We start from the raw sequence: 20,184 nt of genomic DNA, 5'->3' as shown, positions 1-20,184 counted from the left end.
TCCTCACTGAACCGCGCCGGCTGGCGTGTTCAACAACACAACGGCAGCCGTCACCAGCAAATTGATCAGGGTCAGCGGCAGGCAGAAGCGCCAGCTGAAATCCATCACCTGGTCATAGCGTGGACGCGGAATGGAAGCGCGCAGCAGGATGAACAACATGATGAAGAACGCCGTCTTCAAGAAAAACCAGAAGAACGCCAGTTGCGGCAGGATGTTGAAAGGACCGTGCCAGCCGCCGAAGAACAGCGTGACCAGCAGGGCCGAGATCAAGATGATGCCGATGTACTCGCCAACGAAGAACATGCCCCATTTCATGCCGGCGTATTCAATGTGGTAACCGTCGGCCAGTTCCTGTTCCGCTTCCGGCTGGTCGAATGGGTGACGGTGAGTCACGGCAACGCCGGCGATGAAGAAGGTACAGAAGCCGAAGAACTGCGGAATGATGAACCACAGGTTCTGCGCCTGGTACTCGACGATGTCGCGCATGTTGAACGAGCCGACCTGCACCACGATGCCCATCAGCGCGAGGCCCATGAACACTTCGTAGGATACGGTCTGGGCCGAAGCCCGCAGGCTGCCCAGCAGGGCGAACTTGTTGTTGCTCGACCAACCGGCGAACAGCACCGCGTAGACCGACAGGCCGGCCATGGCGAAGAAGAACAGCAAGCCGATGTTCAGGTCCGCCACGCCCCAGGTCGGGGTGATCGGGATGATCGCGAAGGCGATCAGCAAGGCGCTCATGGCCACGACCGGTGCCAGGGTGAAAATCACCTTGTCGGCAAACGGCGGGGTCCAGTCTTCCTTGAAGAACATTTTCAGCATGTCGGCAGCGATCTGGAACATGCCGAACGGGCCAACGCGGTTCGGACCGTAACGGTCTTGCCACCAGCCCAGCAGGCGGCGTTCGACGAAGCTGAGCAGGGCGCCCGCCACGACCACGGCCAACAGGATCACGATGGCCTTGACGACCGCGATGATCACGTCGATCACTTCAGGAGTGAACCAAGTCATTGCGCTGCCTCCTGCAGACCGTCAACGGTTTTGCCAAAGATTGCCGCTGGAATGCCGGCGAGGCCTTTTGGCAGTGCAACCAGGCCAGCACCCAGCTCATCATTGATGCGCAGCGGCAGACGCAGGGTCTGGCCGGCCACGTTCAGGCTGAGCAGGGCACCGTCGTTGACGCCAAGGCGATCGGCTTCGGACTTGGCCACGGATACGTAGGCGGCTGGAATGCGCTCTTGAACCGGAGCGGCTTTGGAAGAGTTCTCTTCGCTGCCGAACAGGTGGAAGAACGGTACAACCTGCCAGGTGCCCTGGGCCGGGTTGAACGGGCGCGGTACCGCAGTGAACCAGTTCAGCGAATCACCTGCGCTTTCGATCAGGCGGGTGCCCGGGTCGCCGGCGCGGATATGCCCACCGACTTCATCCTGGAACTTGTTCCAGGCCTGCGGCGAGTTCCAGCCCGGAGACCAGGCGAACGGCACTTGCTGACGTGGCTCGGCAGAGCCCGAGTAACCTTCCATGGAGAAGTTGAACGCGGTGTCCGGGTCTTGCGGGGTACGCGGTTCGTGCACGCTGATGTTGGCGCGCATGGCGGTACGACCGGAGTAACGCAGCGGTTCGCGAGCCAGTTTCAAGCCCTTGATGCGGAACGCAGCGGACGGCGCAGCGTCGACGATACGTGCCAGCTGCGGCGCGCTCGCGGCGGTGGCGGCGGTGACGTGGTCGAGCTGGGTCCAGTCGATCGGCTGGTTCAGCAAGGTGGCGCGCAGGGCATGCAGCCAGCGCCAGCCTTCGTGAACCAGGATGCTGGCGTCCATGTACTTTGGATCGAACACCTGGAAGAAGCGCTGGGCGCGGCCTTCCTGGCTGACCAGGGTACCGTCGCCTTCGGCGAACGTGGCGGCCGGCAGCACCAGGTCGGCACGGTCACTGGTAGCGGTCTTCTGGTGGTCGGCAACGATCAGCACTTTTGCCGCATTCAGCGCAGCTTCAACCTTGGCGGCATCGGTGCGGGTGAACAGGTCGTTCTCCAGCACCACGATGGCGTCGGCGTTGCCGTCGATGACCGCCTGCAGACCGGCGTCCACGGACTCGCCACCGAGCATGGCCAGGCCAAGGCTGTTGGCTTCCGGCACGACCAGGCTGATGGAGCCGTTCTTGTCACGCAGCTTCAGGGCCTTGGCAATGTTGGCGGCGGCTTCGATCAGTGCCTTGGAACCCAGTGAGGTACCGGCAATGATCAATGGGCGCTTGGCCGCCAGCAGGGCGTCGGCGATACGCTGGGCCAATTCGACGGCTTCGCTGTCCAGGCCTTCGACGGCAGGCGCGCCGGCATCCAGGGCGTGGGCCACGGCAAAACCGATGCGGGCCAGGTCGTCCGGTGCTGCGTGGACGCATTCTTCGGCGATGTCGTCGAGCTTGGTTTCAGCCAGGCTGGCGATAAACAGCGGGTTCAGCGCGTGCTGGCCGATGTTTTTCACCGCGGCGTCGAGCCAAGGCTGCACGCGCATGGCGTCGGCCATTGCTTCGGCCTTGCCCTTGACCGACTGGCGCAGGGACAGGGCGATACGTGCAGCAGTCTGGGTCAGGTCTTCACCGAGGACGAAGATCGCGTCGTGGTCTTCGATGTCGCGCATGTTCGGCACCGGCAGCGGGCTGTCGTTCAGCACCTGCAGGACCAGACGGATGCGCTCCAGTTCACCGGCTTCGATACCGGAGTAGAAGTGCTCGGCGCCGACCAGCTCGCGCAACGCGTAGTTGCTTTCGAGGCTGGCGCGGGGCGAACCGATACCGACGATGTTGCGACCGCGCAGCAGGTCGGCGGCTTTATCCAGCGCCTCGTCCAGGCTCAGCTTGGCGCCGCCGGCCAACAATGGCTGACGCGGACGGTCTTCGCGGTTGACGTAGCCGTAGCCGAAACGGCCACGGTCGCACAGGAAGTACTGGTTGACCGAACCGTTGAAGCGGTTTTCGATGCGACGCAGTTCGCCGTAGCGCTCGCCCGGGGAGATGTTGCAACCGCTGGAGCAGCCATGGCAGATGCTCGGTGCGAACTGCATGTCCCACTTACGGTTGTAGCGCTCGGAGTGGGTCTTGTCGGTGAACACACCGGTCGGGCAGACCTCGGTGAGGTTGCCGGAGAATTCGCTCTCGAGCACGCCGTCTTCAACGCGACCGAAGTACACGTTGTCGTGAGCGCCGAATACGCCCAGGTCGGTGCCGCCAGCGTAGTCTTTATAGAAGCGCACGCAGCGGTAGCAGGCGATGCAGCGGTTCATTTCGTGGGAAATGAACGGGCCGAGGTCCTGGTTCTGGTGGGTACGCTTGGTGAAGCGATAACGGCGCTCGTTGTGGCCGGTCATCACCGTCATGTCTTGCAGGTGGCAGTGACCGCCTTCCTCACAGACCGGGCAGTCGTGGGGGTGGTTGGTCATCAGCCATTCGACGACGCTGGCGCGGAACGCCTTAGATTCTTCATCGTCGATGGAGATCCAGGTGTTGTCGGTGGCTGGGGTCATGCAGGACATGACGATACGACCACGGGTGTCGTTTTCGTCGGTGTACTGCTTGACCGCACACTGGCGACAGGCACCGACGCTACCGAGTGCGGGGTGCCAGCAGAAATACGGGATATCGAGACCGAGTGACAGACAGGCCTGTAACAGGTTGTCCGCCCCATCGACTTCGAGCGCTTTGCCGTCTACGTGGATAGTGGCCATGGTTCAAAGTTCTTCGTTGGCCCGTTGTCAGCGGGCGTGGCTAATGGAATCTTGTTATTCATGTGCATCTACACAGCCATCAAGGCGTCAGCACATGAGAAAGCGAAGGGCACGGACCCTTCGCTTCTTTGAAGCGTTACGCGCCGACCATGGTCGGTGATACCACCTGAGTGAGCTCGCCCGCGCGGGTTGGCGCGATGCCGGCCTCGAATTCAGGGCGGAAGTATTTGATTGCGCTGCCCAATGGCTCCACGGCGCCCGGTGCGTGAGCACAGAAGGTCTTGCCAGGGCCGAGGAAACCGACCAGACCCAGCAGAGTCTCGATGTCTCCCTCGCGGCCTTCGCCTTTTTCCAGGGCCATCAGCAGCTTGACGCTCCACGGCAGACCATCGCGGCATGGGGTGCAGAAACCGCAGGATTCACGGGCAAAGAACTGCTCCATGTTGCGCAGCAGCGAGACCATGTTCACGGTGTTGTCCACCGCCATCGCCAGGCCGGTGCCCATCCGGGTACCTACCTTGCCGATGCCGCCGGCATACATCTGTGCGTCCAGGTGCTCGGGCAGCAGGAAACCGGTGCCGGCACCGCCTGGCTGCCAGGCCTTGAGGGTGTAGCCGTCGCGCATGCCGCCGGCGTAGTCCTCGAACAGCTCGCGCGCGGTCACGCCAAATGGCAGTTCCCACAGGCCAGGGTTCTTGACCTTGCCGGAGAAGCCCATGAGCTTGGTGCCCATGTCTTCGCTGCCTTCGCGGGCCAGGGATTTGTACCAGTCCACGCCGTCGGCGATGATCGCCGGCACGTTGCACAGGGTCTCGACGTTGTTCACGCAAGTCGGCTTGCCCCACACGCCAACGGCGGCAGGGAAGGGCGGCTTGGAGCGTGGGTTGGCGCGGCGGCCTTCGAGGGAGTTGATCAGTGCGGTTTCTTCACCGCAGATATAACGCCCGGCGCCGGTGTGCACGAACAGTTCGAAGTCAAAACCGGAACCGAGGATGTTCTTGCCCAGCAGGCCGGCAGCCTTGGCTTCTTCCACGGCACGGTTGAGGTGCTTGGCGGCGGTGGTGTACTCGCCACGCAGGAAGATGTAGCCACGGTAGGTTTTCAATGCGCGGGCGCTGATCAGCATGCCCTCGATCAGCAGATGGGGCAGTTGCTCCATCAGCATGCGGTCTTTCCAGGTGTTCGGTTCCATCTCATCCGCGTTGCACAGCAGGTAACGGATGTTGATGGACTCGTCCTTGGGCATCAGCCCCCACTTCACCCCCGTGGGGAAGCCTGCACCGCCGCGGCCTTTGAGGCCGGCGTCTTTCACGGTCTGGACGATATCGTCCTGGGCCATGTCGGCGAAGGCTTTGCGCGCGGCGGCGTAGCCGTTCTTGGCCTGGTACTCGTCGAACCATACCGGCTCGGCATCGTCACGCAGGCGCCAGGTCAGCGGGTGAGTCTCGGGCGAACGCTTGATCAGGTTGGCCGGGCCGAAAGATGTAAGGGTCATGGGTAGCCCTCAAGCAATTGGGTCACGCCAGCGGGCTGCACGTCACCGAATGTGTCGTCGTCGATCATCAACGCCGGCGCCTTGTCGCAGTTGCCCAGGCAGCACACCGGCAGCAGCGTGAAGCGGCCGTCCGGAGTGGTCTGGCCCAGGCCGATGCCCAGCTTGTTCTGGATCTCGCTGACCACGGATTCGTGGCCACCGATGTAGCAGACCATGCTGTCGCATACGCGGATGATGTGGCGGCCCACCGGCTGGCGGAAGATCTGGCTGTAGAACGTGGCCACGCCTTCGACGTCGCTGGCAGGAATGCCGAGGATTTCGCCGATGGCGTACAGTGCGCCGTCCGGCACCCAGCCGCGTTCCTTCTGGACGATCTTCAAGGCTTCGATCGACGCCGCGCGCGGGTCTTCGTAGTGATGCAGCTCGTGCTCGATGGCCGAGCGCTCGGTTTCACTCAAGGTGAAACGGTCTGTCTGGATAAGCGTGCTGTTCATGCTTAGCGGTCCACGTCGGCCATAACGAAATCGATACTACCCAGGTACGCAATCAAGTCCGCGACCATCTCGCCTTTGATCACCGAAGGGATCTGCTGCAAGTGGGCAAAGCTTGGGGTGCGAATCCGGGTGCGGTAGCTCATGGTGCCGCCATCGCTCGTCAGGTAATAACTGTTGATACCCTTGGTCGCTTCGATCATCTGGAAGGACTCGTTGGCCGGCATCACCGGGCCCCACGAAACCTGCAGGAAGTGCGTGATCAGGGTTTCGATGTGCTGCAGCGTGCGCTCTTTCGGCGGTGGCGTGGTCAGCGGGTGGTCCGCCTTGTACGGACCGGCCGGCATGTTGCGCATGCACTGCTCGATGATTTTCAGGCTCTGGCGCATTTCTTCCACGCGCACGATGCAACGGTCGTAGGCATCGCCATTGGCCGCCAGCGGTACTTCGAATTCGAAGTTCTCGTAGCCGGAGTACGGGCGTGCTTTACGCAGGTCGAAATCGCAGCCGGTGGAACGCAGGCCGGCACCGGTGACGCCCCATTCCAGGGCCTCTTTGGTGTTGTACTGCGCGACACCGATGGTGCGGCCCTTGAGGATGCTGTTGTCCAGCGCAGCCTTTTGGTATTCGTCCAGACGCTTGGGCATCCAGTCGATGAACTCCTTGACCAGGCGCTCCCAGCCGTTCGGCAGGTCGTGGGCCACGCCGCCGATGCGGTACCAGGCCGGGTGCAGGCGGAAACCGGTGATGGCTTCGATGACCTTATAGGCGCGCTGACGGTCGGTGAAGGTGAAGAACACCGGGGTCATGGCGCCGACGTCCTGGATATACGTACCCAGGAACAGCAGGTGGCTGGTGATCCGGAAGAACTCGGCCATCATGATGCGGATGGTGTCGACGCGGTCCGGCACCTTGATACCGGCCAGCTTCTCGACCGAGAGCACGTACGGCAGGTTGTTCATCACGCCGCCGAGGTAGTCGATACGGTCGGTGTACGGGATGAAACTGTGCCACGACTGGCGCTCGGCCATCTTCTCGGCACCACGGTGGTGATAGCCGATGTCCGGCACGCAGTCGACGATTTCTTCGCCGTCCAGTTGCAGGATGATACGGAATGCACCGTGCGCCGAAGGGTGGTTCGGACCGAGGTTGAGGAACATATAGTCCTCGTTGGTGCCGGAACGCTTCATGCCCCAGTCTTCCGGGCGGAAGCGGGCAGCCTCTTCTTCAAGCTGTTGCTTGGCCAGGTTGAGGCTGAACGGGTCGAATTCGGTGGCGCGGGCAGGGAAGTCCTTGCGCAGCGGGTGACCTTCCCAGGTCGGCGGCATCATGATGCGCGACAGGTGCGGGTGGCCCGGGAAGTCGATGCCGAACATGTCCCAGACTTCACGCTCGTACCAGTTGGCGTTCGGCCAGATACCGGTCACGGTCGGGAGGCTCAGGTCGTTTTCGGACAGGGCGACCTTGATCATCACATCGCTGTTACGTTCCAGCGACATCAGGTGGTAGAACACGGTGAAATCGGCGCCGCTCGGCAATCCCTGGCGCTTGGTGCGCAGGCGTTCGTCCACGCCATGCAGGTCATAGAGCATGACGTATGGCTTGGGCAGGTTGCGCAGGAAGGTCAGGACTTCCACGAGCTTGGCACGCGCCACCCACAGCACCGGCATACCGGTGCGCGTGGCCTGGGCGGTGAAGGCGTCAGGGCCAAAACGGTTATTGAGTTCGACGACCACATCCTGGTCGTCTGCCTTATAAGGCGGGATGCGTCGAGCACTGCCTGTAGTCATGGTTTTTTATCGCTTTCGGTCAACGTAAAGAATGAAGCCAGGTTTTCGTTCTATAAAAGAAGCGGTGCTGGATCAGACTTCGTCGGGGCTGCGCAGGTTGGTGACCTGAATACGCTGTTCGCGGCGCTGTTCCTTTTGTGACGGCATCTCGGCGCGATACACGCCTTGTTCACCGACAACCCAGGAAAGTGGACGACGCTCCTTGCCAATCGATTCCTGCAACAGCATCAAGCCTTGCAGAAATGCTTCAGGGCGAGGCGGGCAGCCAGGCACGTAGACGTCCACGGGCAGGAACTTGTCCACCCCTTGAACGACGGAGTAGATGTCGTACATGCCACCGGAGTTGGCGCACGAACCCATGGAGATAACCCACTTCGGCTCAAGCATCTGCTCGTAGAGACGCTGGATGATCGGGGCCATCTTGATGAAGCAGGTACCGGCGATAACCATGAAATCCGCCTGGCGCGGCGATGCCCGGATAACTTCGGCACCAAAGCGCGCGATGTCATGGGGCGCCGTGAAGGCGGTGGTCATTTCCACGTAGCAGCAGGACAGACCAAAGTTGTACGGCCACAGGGAATTCTTGCGCCCCCAGTTGACCGCGCCACTCAGCACGTCTTCCAGCTTGCCCATGTAGATGTTTTTGTGGACTTGGTCTTCTAACGGGTCGGAAACGGTTTCCCGCTCGCCGATGGGGTACTGCTCGTTAGGAGCATCCGGGTCGATCCTGGTGAGATTGTATTGCATCGCCAAAGCCTCATTGTTTCAGCTTCGCTTGCCGCTTACGACGAGCTTCCGGAGCCCAATCAAGGGCGCCCACTCGGAATAGGTAGACAAGGCCTGCCAACAGAATTGCTATGAAAACGAGGGCTTCGACGAATCCGGTCCAGCCGCTTTCGCGGACGGACACAGACCAGGCAAAGAGAAAGAGGGCTTCGATATCGAAGATCACGAACAGCATCGCGACCAGATAGAATTTGGCTGAGAGCCGCAAGCGGGCGCCACCTGTAGGCAGCATGCCGGACTCGAACGGTTCATTCTTGCTGCGGCCCCAGGCTTTTGACCCGAGTAGGCTGGAAACACCGAGCATGAAGGCGCAAAGGCCGACGACACCGAGGAGGAAAATGGCAAAGCCCCAGTTGTGGGCCATGAGTCCTGTCGCTTCGGTCATGCTGGAAATCCTTAACAGAGAGCAAAGGTCTCTGAGCTCGAAAAAGTAACGATGCAGTGACGATATGTCGCACTGCAATCAATCGCGGTGATTTTATGGCTAAACACCGGGCAAGTAAAATTCCGATAGCGAAATTATTCGATGGAATAAGCACATAGTGCACCTTTGTGGGGCTGTAACCCTTGTGGGGCGGGCATTAGCTGGCTTTTCACCAATTATGTTTTGTTTTAGCTGTAAAGAAGTTCTCATGCTCTAAATGATAATGAATATTGTTTGGGTGGGTTTTAAACAACTGTTTGGGGTTTAGCGCGGGAAGTTGCTGTTACTTGTGAGGGTGAGGCTAGTTGGTAAAGCGGATCTTTTAACTGGTTTTGCAGAGTGGGATACCGCCCTGGATCAATGTTTTGCTCGAAATCTGGTAGTGGGGGGCTTGGGGGCCGTGTACATATCCGTCCCTGCGGCAACTCAAAAGCAGAGCAGCTTTTCTGTAGGAGCGTATGTTCTTGATTTTGCTATTGCTTCACCCCACTCAAGCCGGCCTGTAGGCCGCTGTGCTCTTGATCTTGATCTTAGGCGCCCCGTTAAACCACGCTGGCCGAACGCAGGCTTTGGAGCGTGGGTAACCCGGCAGGACGCCGGGTTAGCCGTCCTGGGCCAAGGATGGCCCATGACGGCGGCCCACGGTCCAAAGCCGGAGTGAGGGCACACCGAGCCTGAGCGAGGTGCCGAGTGGTGGGGCAAGAGCGTTTTGCTTACTTTTGCGCTCTTCAAAAGTGAGCCGCTGTAAGAGCGGAACCAATAGAAGCCGTTACAAAAATAACGGATATGCACACAACCACCCGCACCCACAGCGCTTAAAAAAATCCAAAAAAAACGCCCCGAACCAGTCGGGGCGTCAGATCATGCGGCATTGCGGTTAGGTCTTCCGTGGGGCCGCAATGGCCGTGTACTCAGTCACTCAGTGGAACTGCTCTTCTTCAGTCGACCCCGTCAGCGCAGTCACCGACGAGGTGCCGCCCTGAATCACCGTGGTCATGTCGTCAAAGTACCCAGTGCCCACTTCCTGCTGGTGCGCCACAAAGGTGTACCCCTTGGCAGCATCAGCGAACTCTTGCTCCTGCAGCTTCACGTAGGCAGTCATGTCATTGCGGGCATAGTCGTGCGCCAGGTTGAACATGCTGTGCCACATGTTGTGAATGCCCGCCAGCGTGATGAACTGGTGCTTGTAGCCCATGGCCGACAGTTCGCGCTGGAACTTGGCGATGGTCGCGTCGTCCAGGTTCTTCTTCCAGTTGAAAGAAGGCGAGCAGTTGTAGGACAGCAGTTGGTCCGGGTATTCCTTCTTGATCGCTTCGGCGAAACGACGGGCTTCTTCCAGGTCCGGCTTGGCGGTTTCGCACCAGATCAGGTCGGCGTATGGCGCATAGGCCAGGCCGCGGGCAATGGCCTGGTCGAGGCCGGCGCGCACTTTATAGAAGCCTTCCTGGGTACGTTCGCCAGTGACGAACGGCTTGTCGTACGGGTCGCAGTCCGAGGTCAGCAAGTCAGCGGCGTTGGCATCGGTACGCGCCAGGATGATGGTTGGCGTGCCGGCAACGTCAGCAGCGAGTCGAGCCGCGGTCAGTTTCTGCACGGCTTCCTGGGTCGGTACCAATACCTTGCCACCCATGTGGCCGCATTTTTTCACCGAAGCCAGCTGATCTTCGAAGTGCACGCCGGCAGCGCCGGCCTCGATCATGCTCTTCATCAGCTCGTAGGCGTTCAGCACGCCGCCGAAACCGGCTTCAGCGTCGGCCACGATCGGTGCGAAGTAGTCGATGTAACCTTCGTCGCCCGGGTTCTTGCCGGCTTTCCACTGGATCTGGTCGGCGCGACGGAACGAGTTGTTGATGCGCTTGACCACGGTCGGCACCGAGTCCACCGGGTACAGCGATTGGTCGGGGTACATGGATTCAGCGGAGTTGTTGTCCGCTGCCACTTGCCAGCCGGACAGGTAGATCGCCTGGATACCGGCTTTTACCTGTTGGACTGCCTGGCCGCCAGTGAGGGCGCCCATGCAGTTGACGAAATCTTTGTCGGGACGGAAGGAAGGCTTGGCACCCTGGGTGACCAGCTTCCACAGCTTCTCGGCGCCGAGTTTTGCAAAGGTGTGCTCGGGTTGGACCGAGCCACGCAGGCGGACGACGTCAGCAGCGGAATAAGCGCGGGTTACGCCTTTCCAGCGTGGGTTTTCAGCCCAGTCTTTTTCAAGGGCTGCAATTTGCTGTTCGCGTGTCAGTGCCATGGGGAAAAACCTCGTCGCATAGGTCTAGGTGGAAAATTCCATTTGCCAGCCACGTAGTAAGTGCGTGGTTTTGGCTGCTCGCTGACCAGAAGCTCGGGTGGTCAAGCGTGGCTTGGCGGGGAAGGCGACGGGATGAACGATGGGCTCAAGGGGGGAGTTGAGCAGGTAAGGGCAAACTGCGAACGGTCTTCGGGCGTCGTGGGCCTTTGTACGATCCATCAGTGTGTAGCCGGGTTACCTGGTTGGCTTCCGTCCCTCGGGACAACTTCGTTCCAGTCGCAACCTCGTCAAACACACCTTGTGGGCGGTACAGACACGAATCGGCTCAGGTGGGTAGCTTAGAGCGGCGATCCGAAGGCCCTTGCCAGGGCCCCTGATTAGCGGGAGCGAGGCCATCATGCACAGGCTTTTTTCGATCGTCAAATGATTTGTAGTGCTTTTTTTAAGGCACTACATCTTTGGTCTAATACGACTCATCAGTCAGTTTCCGGTGCTTCAGTTCAGGGTGTCGACCTTGACCCGTAAAGTCAGGTCATCGCGGCCCTGAGTAGAGTAGCTGCGGGTTGTGGAGGATTTATCGGCCTGGGTGTCGCGATTGATGCCGGCCAGGGGAATCCATTCGCCCAGGCGCCCGCTGACGGTTGTGTCGGTACTCTGAACGTTCACTACATCAGGACGTTCCTGGCTCATACGGTCACGGTTGGTACTGATGGCAAGGTGCACGGTCTCGCCGGTGACGCTCGCCGTGACGTAAAAGCCCTGGGTGACGTTGCGATACTGGGTCTGGTTTTGCAGGCGACCGTAGCTGTCTTGCTGGGTGGTGGTCAGCGGTACGCTCTGGCCGATCTGGATCAGTGCGGGCACGCCTTCGCTGGCCTGGACCTGCTGGATACCGCCGTCGCGGCTGGCAGTGCCGTAGCTGATGATGCGGGTCTGGCTGTCACCGGTGTTTTGCTGATTGTTTTCGTTGGTGTCGACAGTGATCAGCAGGCGTTTGGCGGGTGTGTCCAATTGCGAAAGGAGCGCGCGCAGGTCCTGGATCTTGCCGGGGTCCGCTTTGACGATAAGCTGGTTGCCGTAGGCGCTGACGCTGCCGTCCTTGCCAATGAAATTCTGTGCCACGGGCAGCAGGTCGGCGCTGGTGCGATTGTTCAGGTTGACGACTTCAGTGTCGGCCATGGCCGAGGTGCTGGCGGTCAGCAAGAGGGCGGTAAGCAGGGTGCGTAGGGACATGTCCGTTATCTCTGCGAGTCATTTAGGCTTGATAGTGCCAGTTTGTCGGCCTGGCAGGCTGCAAATTGAATCGTAGACAGCAAAATGCCCTGCATGGCAGGGCATTTTGAGATGTTGCTGAATGGCTGTCGCGACGCGCTCTCGGGCTAGCCCTCACGCACCATATCGACATGGGGAATTCCAACTTCCAGGAATTCCTCGCTGACGATTTTGAAGCCCAGTCGCTCATAAAACGGCGCAGCGTACACCTGCGCGCTGAGGAACTGCCTGCTCTGGCCGCGTTGCTCCGCGGCACCGATCACAGCTTCCATCAGCTTGTCGCCGACTTTAAGCCCGCGCCAGTCCTTGAGCACCGATACGCGCCCGATTTCGCCGCTGGGCAGCAAGCGGGCGGTGCCGATCGGAAAGTCGCCTTCGAAGGCCAGGAAATGCAACGCGCCGGCGTCGTCTGCGTCCCATTCAAGCTCGGGTGGAACCGATTGTTCGGCGATAAATACCGCTTCACGAATGCGCCGAATCTCAGCGATATCCTTTTGCCAGTCCGCGACACTTACGTGAATCTTATTCATCGGCAAACCCCAGGCTTCCTTGCTTGACCAGTTCACACAGCAGGTCGCGACCGTCTTCGTCCGCGAGCCATTCGCCGAGGTTTTCGCTGTGCAACGCGTCAGCCGAGCACACCAGCTTCAGCAGTTCGCGCAGTTTACCTGGCAGGTAACGGCTCTGGCCGCTGGCGAACAGCAGCACATCGTCGTCGACTTCGGACCAGGCCAGGCGCGCACTCGGGTTACGCACCAATATCGCGCCGTCTTCAAGGGCGCTGATGAAGTCGTCCTCGCCCAATTCTTCACCGGCCACCAGTTCCGGGTAGCGTGGCTCGGTCATGAACTGGCCGAACCAGGTCAGCAGCATGCGCTCATCGCTCATGTGCTCGGCCAGCAGGCTTTTCAGGCGGTCGAGAGCGTCGCCCTGGATCTGGTGCGGGTCGCTGACCGGCTGTGCGTCAGCATCAGTGTAGCGCTCCTCGTCCGTCAGGTACTGGCTGAGGAAGTCGGTGAAGTGGGTCAGTACTTCGGCGGCGCTCGGGGCGCGGAAGCCTACGGAGTAGGTCATGCAGTCATCTTCGGCGATGCCGAAGTGCGCCAGGCGTGGCGGCAGGTAGAGCATGTCGCCCGGCTCCAGTACCCATTCGGCGCTCTCTTCGAATTCGGCGAGGATGCGCAGGTCGGCGTGCTGCAGCAGTGGACTTTCGGAGTTGCACATCTGGCCGATCTTCCAGTTGCGCTTGCCTTGGGCCTGCAGCAGGAACACGTCGTAGTTATCGAAGTGCGGGCCTACGCTGCCACCGGGGGCGGCAAAGCTGATCATCACATCGTCGATGCGCCAGCTTGGCAGGAAGCGGAATTGCTCCAGCAGCTCGGCCACTTCGGGTACGAATTGGTCAACGGCCTGCACCAGCAGGGTCCATTCGCGCTCGGGCAGCGTGCTGAAGGCGTCTTCGGCGAACGGGCCGCGGCGCAGTTCCCAAGGGCGTTCGCCGTGCTCGATCACCAGGCGCGACTCGACTTCTTCTTCCAGGGCTAGGCCGGCCAGTTCGTCGGCGTCGATAGGGCTTTCGAAGTCAGGGATGGCCTGGCGGATCAGCAGCGGTTTTTTCTGCCAGTAGTCGCGCAGGAATTCCCGTGCCGTGATGCCGCCCAGAAGTTGAAGAGGGATATCAGGATTCATGTGTAACCTATTGAAAAAAAGCACTTTTAAGACTGGAATAAAAACGCCCGGCGCGGCCGGGCGTCTCAAGGGTCTTGCGTGGATCAGATGCGCTTGGCTTGGGCTACGGCGTTGCCGATGTAGTTGGCCGGGGTGAGCAGTTTCAGCTCGGCCTTGGCAGCGGCTGGCATGTCCAGGCCGTCGATGAAAGTTTGCAGTGCTTCAGGGCTGATGCCCTTGCCGCGCGTCAACTCTTTCAGCTTCTCGTAAGGGTTTTCGATGTTGTAGCGGCGCATCACGGTTTGGATCGGCTCGGCCAGGACTTCCCAGCAGGCGTCCAGGTCGGCAGCAATTTTCTGCTCGTTGAGCTCCAGCTTGCTGATGCCTTTGAGGCTGGCTTCGTACGCGATCACGCTGTGGGCGAAACCCACGCCGAGGTTGCGCAGCACGGTGGAGTCGGTCAGGTCACGCTGCCAGCGGGAGATCGGCAACTTGCTGGCCAGGTGCTGGAACAGGGCGTTGGCGATGCCGAGGTTGCCTTCGGAGTTTTCGAAGTCGATCGGGTTGACCTTGTGCGGCATGGTCGACGAACCGATTTCACCGGCAATGGTGCGCTGCTTGAAGTAGCCCAGGGAGATATAGCCCCAGATATCGCGATCGAAGTCGATCAGGATGGTGTTGAAGCGTGCAATGGCGTCGAACAGCTCGGCGATGTAGTCGTGCGGTTCGATCTGCGTGGTGTACGGGTTGAAGCCCAGGCCCAGCTCGTCTTCGATGAAGGCGCGGGCGTTGGCTTCCCAGTCGATCTCAGGATAGGCCGACAGGTGGGCGTTGTAGTTGCCCACGGCGCCGTTGATCTTGCCCAGCAGCGGTACGGCGGCGACTTGTGCGATCTGACGCTCCAGGCGGTACACGACGTTGGCCAGTTCTTTGCCCAGGGTGGTCGGCGATGCCGGCTGGCCGTGGGTGCGCGACAGCATGGGGACGTCGGCGAAACGGATGGCCAGTTCGCGGATGGCATTGGCGGTCTGGCGCATCAGCGGCAGCATGACGTCATCGCGGCCTTCGCGCAGCATCAGGGCGTGGGACAGGTTGTTGATGTCCTCGCTGGTGCAGGCAAAGTGGATGAATTCGCTGACCTTGGCCAGTTCCGGCAGCTTGGCCGCTTGCTCCTTGAGCAAGTACTCGATGGCTTTTACGTCGTGGTTGGTGGTGCGCTCGATCTCTTTCACACGCTCGGCGTGCTCCAGGGAGAAGTTTTCCGCCAGGGTGTTCAATACAGCGTTGGCTTCGGCGGAAAATGCCGGCACTTCGCTGATGGCGGGGTGAGCGGCCAGACGCTGGAGCCAGCGCACTTCAACCAGAACACGAGCACGGATCAAGCCGTATTCGCTGAAAATAGGGCGCAGGGCCTGGGTTTTGCCGGCGTAGCGGCCGTCAACAGGGGAAACCGCAGTGAGCGAAGAAAGCTGCATGGGGTGTTCTCGGACAGTCGGGCAACGAAATGGGGCGCGTATCATACATGAAAAAATCCGCCGGTCCGTCGCCAACTGACCGGCGTATTACGCGTGATGCTTGAAAACAGTGGTTGCTGCGACTTAGTCGTTACGCATCAACGGGTAAAGCTCTTTGAGCAATTTGCGACGGCTGATCACCAGTTGCCAACGATGGCCACCCAACTGACGCCACAACCGCGCCGAACGAATACCCGCCAGGAGCAGGGCGCGGATCTTCGAGGCATTGTTCGGTTGCTGCAGGTTGCGCATGTCGCCGTGCACCTGAATCCGCTGGCGTAACGTGCTCAAGGTGTCCTGGTACAGCGCACCGCAGGCGGCAATGACATTTTCGTGGGCCGGGCCGAAATGTTCCACCTGGGACTGGATCTGCGGCAGGCGTTTGCCGATGGTTTCCAGCATGTCGTCGCGCTTGGCCAGTTGACGCTCGAGGCCCAGCATCGACAGTGCGTAGCGCAGCGGTTCGCGCTGCAAGGTGCTGGGGTCGCGTTCCAGGGCGCCGATCAACGCGCGATAGCCTTCACGCAACGCTAGATCATCGCCGCCGTAGACTTCCAGGGTGTCCTTGGGGTCGCGGATCAACAGGCTGCCAAGCATGCAGGTCAGGCCTGCCTCGGTGACCTGGCCGGTCTTGGCGATCTTGTCCACCAGTACAGCGGCGAGGAAAACCCCGCCCAGTGCCGTCAATTGCTCCTGGGTCGGGCTCATGCCTGGCTGCTCCAGGCTTCGGCGACTTCGATCACGCCGCCGCCCAGGCAGATTTCACCGTCATAGAACACGACTGACTGGCCAGGAGTGACCGCACGCTGCGGGTCATCAAAGGTGGCGCGATAGCCGTCGGCGGTTTTTTCCAGGGTGCAGGGCTGATCGCTCTGGCGATAGCGCACCTTGGCCGTCAGGCGGCGAGGGCTGCTCAAGTCGATCGGGTTGACCCAGTAGATCTCCGACGCCAGCAGGGCGCCCGAGAACAGCAGCGGGTGCTCGTTGCCCTGGCCAACGATCAGCTCGTTGTGTTCCAGGTCCTTGACCAGCACGTACCACGGCTCTTCGCCGGCATCTTTCAAACCGCCGATGCCCAAGCCCTGGCGCTGGCCAATGGTGTGGTACATCAGGCCGTGGTGACGGCCAATCACGTCACCTTCGGTGGTTTTGATCTCGCCGGGTTGCGCCGGCAGGTACTGCTTGAGGAAGTCGCTGAAACGGCGCTCACCGATAAAGCAGATCCCGGTGGAATCCTTTTTCTTGGCGGTAGCCAGGCCGTGTTTCTCGGCGATCTTGCGCACTTCGGGCTTTTCCAGTTCGCCTACCGGGAACAGGGTCTTGGCGATCTGTTCACCGCCGACGGCGTGCAGGAAGTAGCTCTGGTCTTTGTTCGGGTCCAGGCCCTTGAGCAGTTCGGTACGCCCATCGATATCGCGACGGCGCACATAGTGGCCGGTAGCAATCAGGTCGGCGCCCAGCATCATGGCGTAGTCGAGGAATGCCTTGAACTTGATTTCGCGGTTGCACAGGATGTCCGGGTTCGGCGTGCGGCCGGCCTTGTATTCGGCCAGGAAGTGCTCGAACACGTTGTCCCAGTACTCGGCGGCAAAGTTGGCGGTGTGCAACTTGATGCCGATTTTGTCGCACACGGCCTGGGCGTCCGCCAGATCGTCCATGGCGGTGCAGTATTCCGTTCCATCGTCTTCTTCCCAGTTCTTCATGAACAGGCCTTCCACCTCATAACCCTGCTCCATGAGCAGAACGGCGGAAACGGAAGAGTCCACGCCGCCGGACATGCCGACGATGACGCGCTTCTTTTGTGTATCAGAAGGGGCTGAATCACGCATAGGGTTTCAACGGGTGTCTTGAAAAAGGACGCGATTCTAACAGGCCGCAGCCTCTAAGGCTAAAGAGAAGGGCGGATCAATTCGAGACTGTGGCGCTCGCCGCTCAAATAATCATCGATACAGCGGATAATCAGCTCGCTGCGCCAGTCGTCGCGCAGGGCCATCAACTCGTCGCGGGTCAGCCAGCGGGCGCGCAGGATGCCTTCATCAAGTGCGTAGTCCGGGTGGTATTTCAGCGCCTTGGCGATGAAACAGACGCGCTGGTAGGTCACGCCATTACTGGGGGCGGTGTACAGGTAAATGCCGACGATGCCGGTGGCTTCGACGTCCCAGCCGGTCTCCTCGAGGGTTTCGCGCACGGCGGCTTCGGTCAGGGTTTCATTGGGGTCCAGGTGCCCGGCGGGCTGGTTGAGCACGGCGCGGCCGCCTTTGAGTTCTTCGACCATGAGGAAGCGGCCGTCGTCTTCGACGATGGTGGCGACGGTGATGTGGGGTAGCCAGGTCATGGAAGTCTCGATGTAGGGGTATGACTCGGTCAAGTATGGGAGCGAGCAAGCCCGCTTCCACATTTCTGATCCGGTTTCACCAGCGGGAAACAGAAACCCCGGCACAGGGCCGGGGCTTCTTTGCATCCTTACAACCTTACTTCAACTTGGCAATCGCCGCGTTGAGGGTGTTGCTTGGGCGCATGGCTTTGCTGGTCAGCTCAGGGTTCGGCGCGTAGTAGCCGCCGATGTCCACGGGCTTGCCCTGTACAGCGTTCAGCTCGGCAACGATGGTTGCTTCGTTGTCGCTGAGGGTCTTGGCCAGTTCGCTGAACTGCGCTTGCAGTGCAGTGTCTTCGGTCTGGGCGGCCAGGGCTTGAGCCCAGTACAGCGCCAGGTAGAAGTGGCTGCCGCGGTTGTCGATGTTGCCGACTTTGCGCGATGGCGACTTGTTGTTGTCGAGGAATTGGCCGGTGGCCTGGTCCAGGGTCTTGGACAGTACCAGCGCTTTCGGGTTGTTGTAGGTCACGCCCAGGTGCTCGAGGGAGGCGGCCAGGGCCAGGAACTCGCCCAGGGAGTCCCAGCGCAGGAAGTTTTCTTCCAGCAGTTGCTGCACGTGCTTGGGCGCCGAACCGCCAGCGCCGGTTTCGAACAGGCCACCGCCGTTCATCAGCGGCACGATCGACAGCATCTTGGCGCTGGTGCCCAGTTCCATGATCGGGAACAGGTCGGTCAGGTAGTCGCGCAGAACGTTACCGGTGACCGAGATGGTGTCCAGGCCCTTGCGGGTGCGCTCCAGGGTGAACTTCATCGCGTCGACTGGCGACATGATGCGGATGTCCAGGCCTTCGGTGTTGTGGTCTTTCAGGTACGCCTGAACTTTCTCGACCACTACGCCGTCGTGCGCACGCTGAGGGTCCAGCCAGAAAACAGCTGGGGTGTTGCTGGCGCGGGCGCGGTTGACGGCCAGTTTGACCCAGTCCTGGATCGGCGCGTCTTTGGTCTGGCACATGCGGAAGATGTCGCCGGCTTCGACGTTCTGTTCCATCAGCAGGTTGCCCTTGCTGTCGGTGACGCGAACTACGCCGTCAGCCTTGATCTGGAAGGTCTTGTCGTGGGAGCCATATTCTTCGGCTTTTTTCGCCATCAGGCCAACGTTTGGCACGCTGCCCATGGTGGTTGGGTCGAAAGCGCCATTGGCCTTGCAGTCTTCGATGACGGCTTGGTAGATAGTGGCGTAGCAGCGATCCGGGATCACGGCCTTGGTGTCGTGCAGCTGGCCATCGGTGCCCCACATCTTGCCGGAGTCACGGATCATGGCCGGCATCGAGGCGTCGACGATCACGTCGCTCGGCACGTGCAGGTTGGTAATGCCTTTATCGGAGTTGACCATCGCCAGGGAAGGGCGAGCGGCGTAGACCGCCTGGATGTCGGCTTCGAGCTGCGCTTGCTGGTCGGCCGGCAGGGTCTTGATACGGGCGTACAGGTCGCCGATGCCGTTGTTCAGGTTGAAGCCGATCTGTTCAAGTACGGCGGCATGCTTGGCCAGCGCGTCTTTATAGAACTCGGCAACGATCTGGCCGAACATGATCGGGTCGGAGACCTTCATCATGGTGGCTTTCAGGTGAACCGAGAGCAGCACGCCTTGTTTCTTGGCGTCTTCGATTTCGGCGGCGATGAACGTGCGCAGGGCGCTTTTGCTCATCACGGCAGTGTCGATGATCTCGCCGGCCTGCACGGTGGTCTTTTCTTTCAGGACGGTAGTGGTGCCGTCTTTGGCAACCAGTGCGATCTTGACCGCATCAGCCGCTTCGATCTGTACGGCTTTTTCGCTGCCGTAGAAATCGCCATTGCTCATGTGAGCTACGTGGGACTTGGAGTCGGCAGCCCAGGCGCCCATTTTGTGCGGGTGCTTGCGTGCGTAGTTCTTGACCGACAGTGGTGCGCGGCGGTCGGAGTTGCCTTCGCGCAGTACCGGGTTCACGGCGCTGCCCTTGACCTTGTCGTAACGTGCGCGGGTTTCTTTTTCCGCGTCGGTGGTTACGGTTTCCGGATAGTCCGGCAGGGCGTAGCCCTGGGCCTGCAGTTCCTTGATCGCGGCTTGCAGCTGCGGGGTCGAGGCGCTGATGTTAGGCAGCTTGATGATGTTGGCTTCAGGTGTCACGGCCAGGTCGCCCAGTTCGGCGAGGTGGTCCGGGATTGCCTTGTTGCCCAGTTGCTCGGGGAAGCTTGCGAGGATGCGCCCTGCGAGGGAAATGTCGCGGGTTTCCACGGCAATATCAGCAGAGGCGGTGAAGGCCTCTACGATAGGCAGCAGTGAATAGGTGGCGAGGGCTGGGGCTTCGTCGGTGAAGGTATAGATGATCTTCGAGCGGGTGGGCATATTCGGATTAACTCTCTTCTTTGCTGAAAGCGTGCGCAGAAACTCGAGATGCGCCGGGTGGAGCGCGTTCGTTCAAAGTC

Annotated in this window: 16 protein-coding genes; all 16 read right to left on the bottom strand. The window is 60.5% G+C overall.

Annotation, left to right across the window (positions count from 1 at the left end):
* Positions 1-3 precede the first annotated feature (3 nt).
* Positions 4-1,011, bottom strand: coding sequence for an NADH-quinone oxidoreductase subunit NuoH (nuoH, locus tag M5B97_RS13465; protein ID WP_123717792.1), 1,008 nt, complete (start codon positions 1,009-1,011; stop codon positions 4-6).
* Positions 1,008-3,722, bottom strand: a complete 2,715-nt coding sequence (nuoG, locus tag M5B97_RS13460) for an NADH-quinone oxidoreductase subunit NuoG (protein ID WP_248731698.1) — start codon at positions 3,720-3,722, stop codon at positions 1,008-1,010. Before nuoG ends, nuoH begins: the two co-directional genes overlap by 4 nt.
* Positions 3,723-3,858: 136 nt before the next feature.
* Positions 3,859-5,217: an NADH-quinone oxidoreductase subunit NuoF gene (nuoF, locus tag M5B97_RS13455; protein WP_123717790.1), complete on the bottom strand. Its 1,359-nt coding sequence runs from the start codon at positions 5,215-5,217 to the stop codon at positions 3,859-3,861.
* Positions 5,214-5,711, bottom strand: a complete 498-nt coding sequence (gene nuoE / locus M5B97_RS13450) for an NADH-quinone oxidoreductase subunit NuoE (RefSeq protein WP_003174721.1) — start codon at positions 5,709-5,711, stop codon at positions 5,214-5,216. The genes nuoF and nuoE overlap by 4 nt, the downstream gene beginning before the upstream one ends.
* Before the next feature lie 2 nt (positions 5,712-5,713).
* Positions 5,714-7,498 (bottom strand): NADH-quinone oxidoreductase subunit C/D, encoded by a 1,785-nt coding sequence (nuoC, locus tag M5B97_RS13445; RefSeq protein ID WP_123717789.1) that lies wholly within the window; start codon positions 7,496-7,498, stop codon positions 5,714-5,716.
* Between the two features lie 72 nt (positions 7,499-7,570).
* A complete protein-coding gene (locus M5B97_RS13440) occupies positions 7,571-8,245 on the bottom strand; it encodes an NADH-quinone oxidoreductase subunit B (protein WP_123717788.1) in 675 nt (224 codons plus the stop codon).
* A 10-nt stretch (positions 8,246-8,255) separates the two neighbouring features.
* On the bottom strand, positions 8,256-8,669 hold the full coding sequence (locus tag M5B97_RS13435; protein ID WP_003219575.1) for an NADH-quinone oxidoreductase subunit A: 414 nt from the start codon (positions 8,667-8,669) through the stop codon (positions 8,256-8,258).
* Positions 8,670-9,627: 958 nt separating this feature from the next.
* Positions 9,628-10,953, bottom strand: coding sequence for an isocitrate lyase (aceA, locus tag M5B97_RS13430; RefSeq protein WP_060755664.1), 1,326 nt, complete (start codon positions 10,951-10,953; stop codon positions 9,628-9,630).
* Between the two features lie 495 nt (positions 10,954-11,448).
* On the bottom strand, positions 11,449-12,186 hold the full coding sequence (locus M5B97_RS13425; RefSeq protein WP_248731697.1) for a secretin N-terminal domain-containing protein: 738 nt from the start codon (positions 12,184-12,186) through the stop codon (positions 11,449-11,451).
* Positions 12,187-12,332: 146 nt separating this feature from the next.
* Positions 12,333-12,755, bottom strand: coding sequence for a GNAT family N-acetyltransferase (locus M5B97_RS13420; RefSeq protein WP_248731696.1), 423 nt, complete (start codon positions 12,753-12,755; stop codon positions 12,333-12,335).
* Entirely contained in the window at positions 12,748-13,914 is a 1,167-nt protein-coding gene (locus M5B97_RS13415; protein ID WP_123717784.1) for a cupin domain-containing protein, read from the bottom strand. Before M5B97_RS13415 ends, M5B97_RS13420 begins: the two co-directional genes overlap by 8 nt.
* An 83-nt stretch (positions 13,915-13,997) precedes the next feature.
* Positions 13,998-15,368 (bottom strand): adenylosuccinate lyase, encoded by a 1,371-nt coding sequence (gene purB, locus M5B97_RS13410; protein WP_007940861.1) that lies wholly within the window; start codon positions 15,366-15,368, stop codon positions 13,998-14,000.
* A gap of 123 nt (positions 15,369-15,491) precedes the next feature.
* Complete coding sequence (hflD, locus tag M5B97_RS13405) at positions 15,492-16,115, bottom strand: high frequency lysogenization protein HflD (protein WP_123717782.1); 624 nt, start codon at positions 16,113-16,115, stop codon at positions 15,492-15,494.
* Entirely contained in the window at positions 16,112-17,236 is a 1,125-nt protein-coding gene (gene mnmA, locus M5B97_RS13400; protein ID WP_123717781.1) for a tRNA 2-thiouridine(34) synthase MnmA, read from the bottom strand. The genes hflD and mnmA overlap by 4 nt, the downstream gene beginning before the upstream one ends.
* A gap of 59 nt (positions 17,237-17,295) precedes the next feature.
* On the bottom strand, positions 17,296-17,742 hold the full coding sequence (locus M5B97_RS13395; RefSeq protein WP_248731695.1) for an NUDIX hydrolase: 447 nt from the start codon (positions 17,740-17,742) through the stop codon (positions 17,296-17,298).
* Between the two features lie 136 nt (positions 17,743-17,878).
* Complete coding sequence (locus M5B97_RS13390) at positions 17,879-20,104, bottom strand: NADP-dependent isocitrate dehydrogenase (protein WP_248731694.1); 2,226 nt, start codon at positions 20,102-20,104, stop codon at positions 17,879-17,881.
* Between the last annotated feature and the right edge of the window lie 80 nt (positions 20,105-20,184).

The sequence above is a fragment of the Pseudomonas sp. MWU13-2517 genome, assembly GCF_023242545.1.
Taxonomy (GTDB): domain Bacteria; phylum Pseudomonadota; class Gammaproteobacteria; order Pseudomonadales; family Pseudomonadaceae; genus Aquipseudomonas.
Note: the sequence above shows the minus strand (reverse complement) of the source record. Positions and strands in the feature narration are given on the sequence as shown.

Bases quoted from the DNA above. Each gene is read 5' to 3' on its own strand.
- purB (WP_007940861.1), bottom strand. From the start codon at position 15,368: ATGCAGCTTTCTTCGCTCACTGCGGTTTCCCCTGTTGACGGCCGCTAC.
- M5B97_RS13420 (WP_248731696.1), bottom strand. From the start codon at position 12,755: ATGAATAAGATTCACGTAAGTGTCGCGGACTGGCAAAAGGATATCGCT.
- nuoF (WP_123717790.1), bottom strand. From the start codon at position 5,217: ATGACCCTTACATCTTTCGGCCCGGCCAACCTGATCAAGCGTTCGCCC.
- M5B97_RS13395 (WP_248731695.1), bottom strand. From the start codon at position 17,742: ATGACCTGGCTACCCCACATCACCGTCGCCACCATCGTCGAAGACGAC.
- nuoE (WP_003174721.1), bottom strand. From the start codon at position 5,711: ATGAACAGCACGCTTATCCAGACAGACCGTTTCACCTTGAGTGAAACC.
- M5B97_RS13415 (WP_123717784.1), bottom strand. From the start codon at position 13,914: ATGAATCCTGATATCCCTCTTCAACTTCTGGGCGGCATCACGGCACGG.
- nuoH (WP_123717792.1), bottom strand. From the start codon at position 1,011: ATGACTTGGTTCACTCCTGAAGTGATCGACGTGATCATCGCGGTCGTC.
- M5B97_RS13440 (WP_123717788.1), bottom strand. From the start codon at position 8,245: ATGCAATACAATCTCACCAGGATCGACCCGGATGCTCCTAACGAGCAG.
- nuoC (WP_123717789.1), bottom strand. From the start codon at position 7,498: ATGACTACAGGCAGTGCTCGACGCATCCCGCCTTATAAGGCAGACGAC.
- M5B97_RS13390 (WP_248731694.1), bottom strand. From the start codon at position 20,104: ATGCCCACCCGCTCGAAGATCATCTATACCTTCACCGACGAAGCCCCA.
- nuoG (WP_248731698.1), bottom strand. From the start codon at position 3,722: ATGGCCACTATCCACGTAGACGGCAAAGCGCTCGAAGTCGATGGGGCG.
- M5B97_RS13425 (WP_248731697.1), bottom strand. From the start codon at position 12,186: ATGTCCCTACGCACCCTGCTTACCGCCCTCTTGCTGACCGCCAGCACC.
- hflD (WP_123717782.1), bottom strand. From the start codon at position 16,115: ATGAGCCCGACCCAGGAGCAATTGACGGCACTGGGCGGGGTTTTCCTC.
- mnmA (WP_123717781.1), bottom strand. From the start codon at position 17,236: ATGCGTGATTCAGCCCCTTCTGATACACAAAAGAAGCGCGTCATCGTC.
- M5B97_RS13435 (WP_003219575.1), bottom strand. From the start codon at position 8,669: ATGACCGAAGCGACAGGACTCATGGCCCACAACTGGGGCTTTGCCATT.
- aceA (WP_060755664.1), bottom strand. From the start codon at position 10,953: ATGGCACTGACACGCGAACAGCAAATTGCAGCCCTTGAAAAAGACTGG.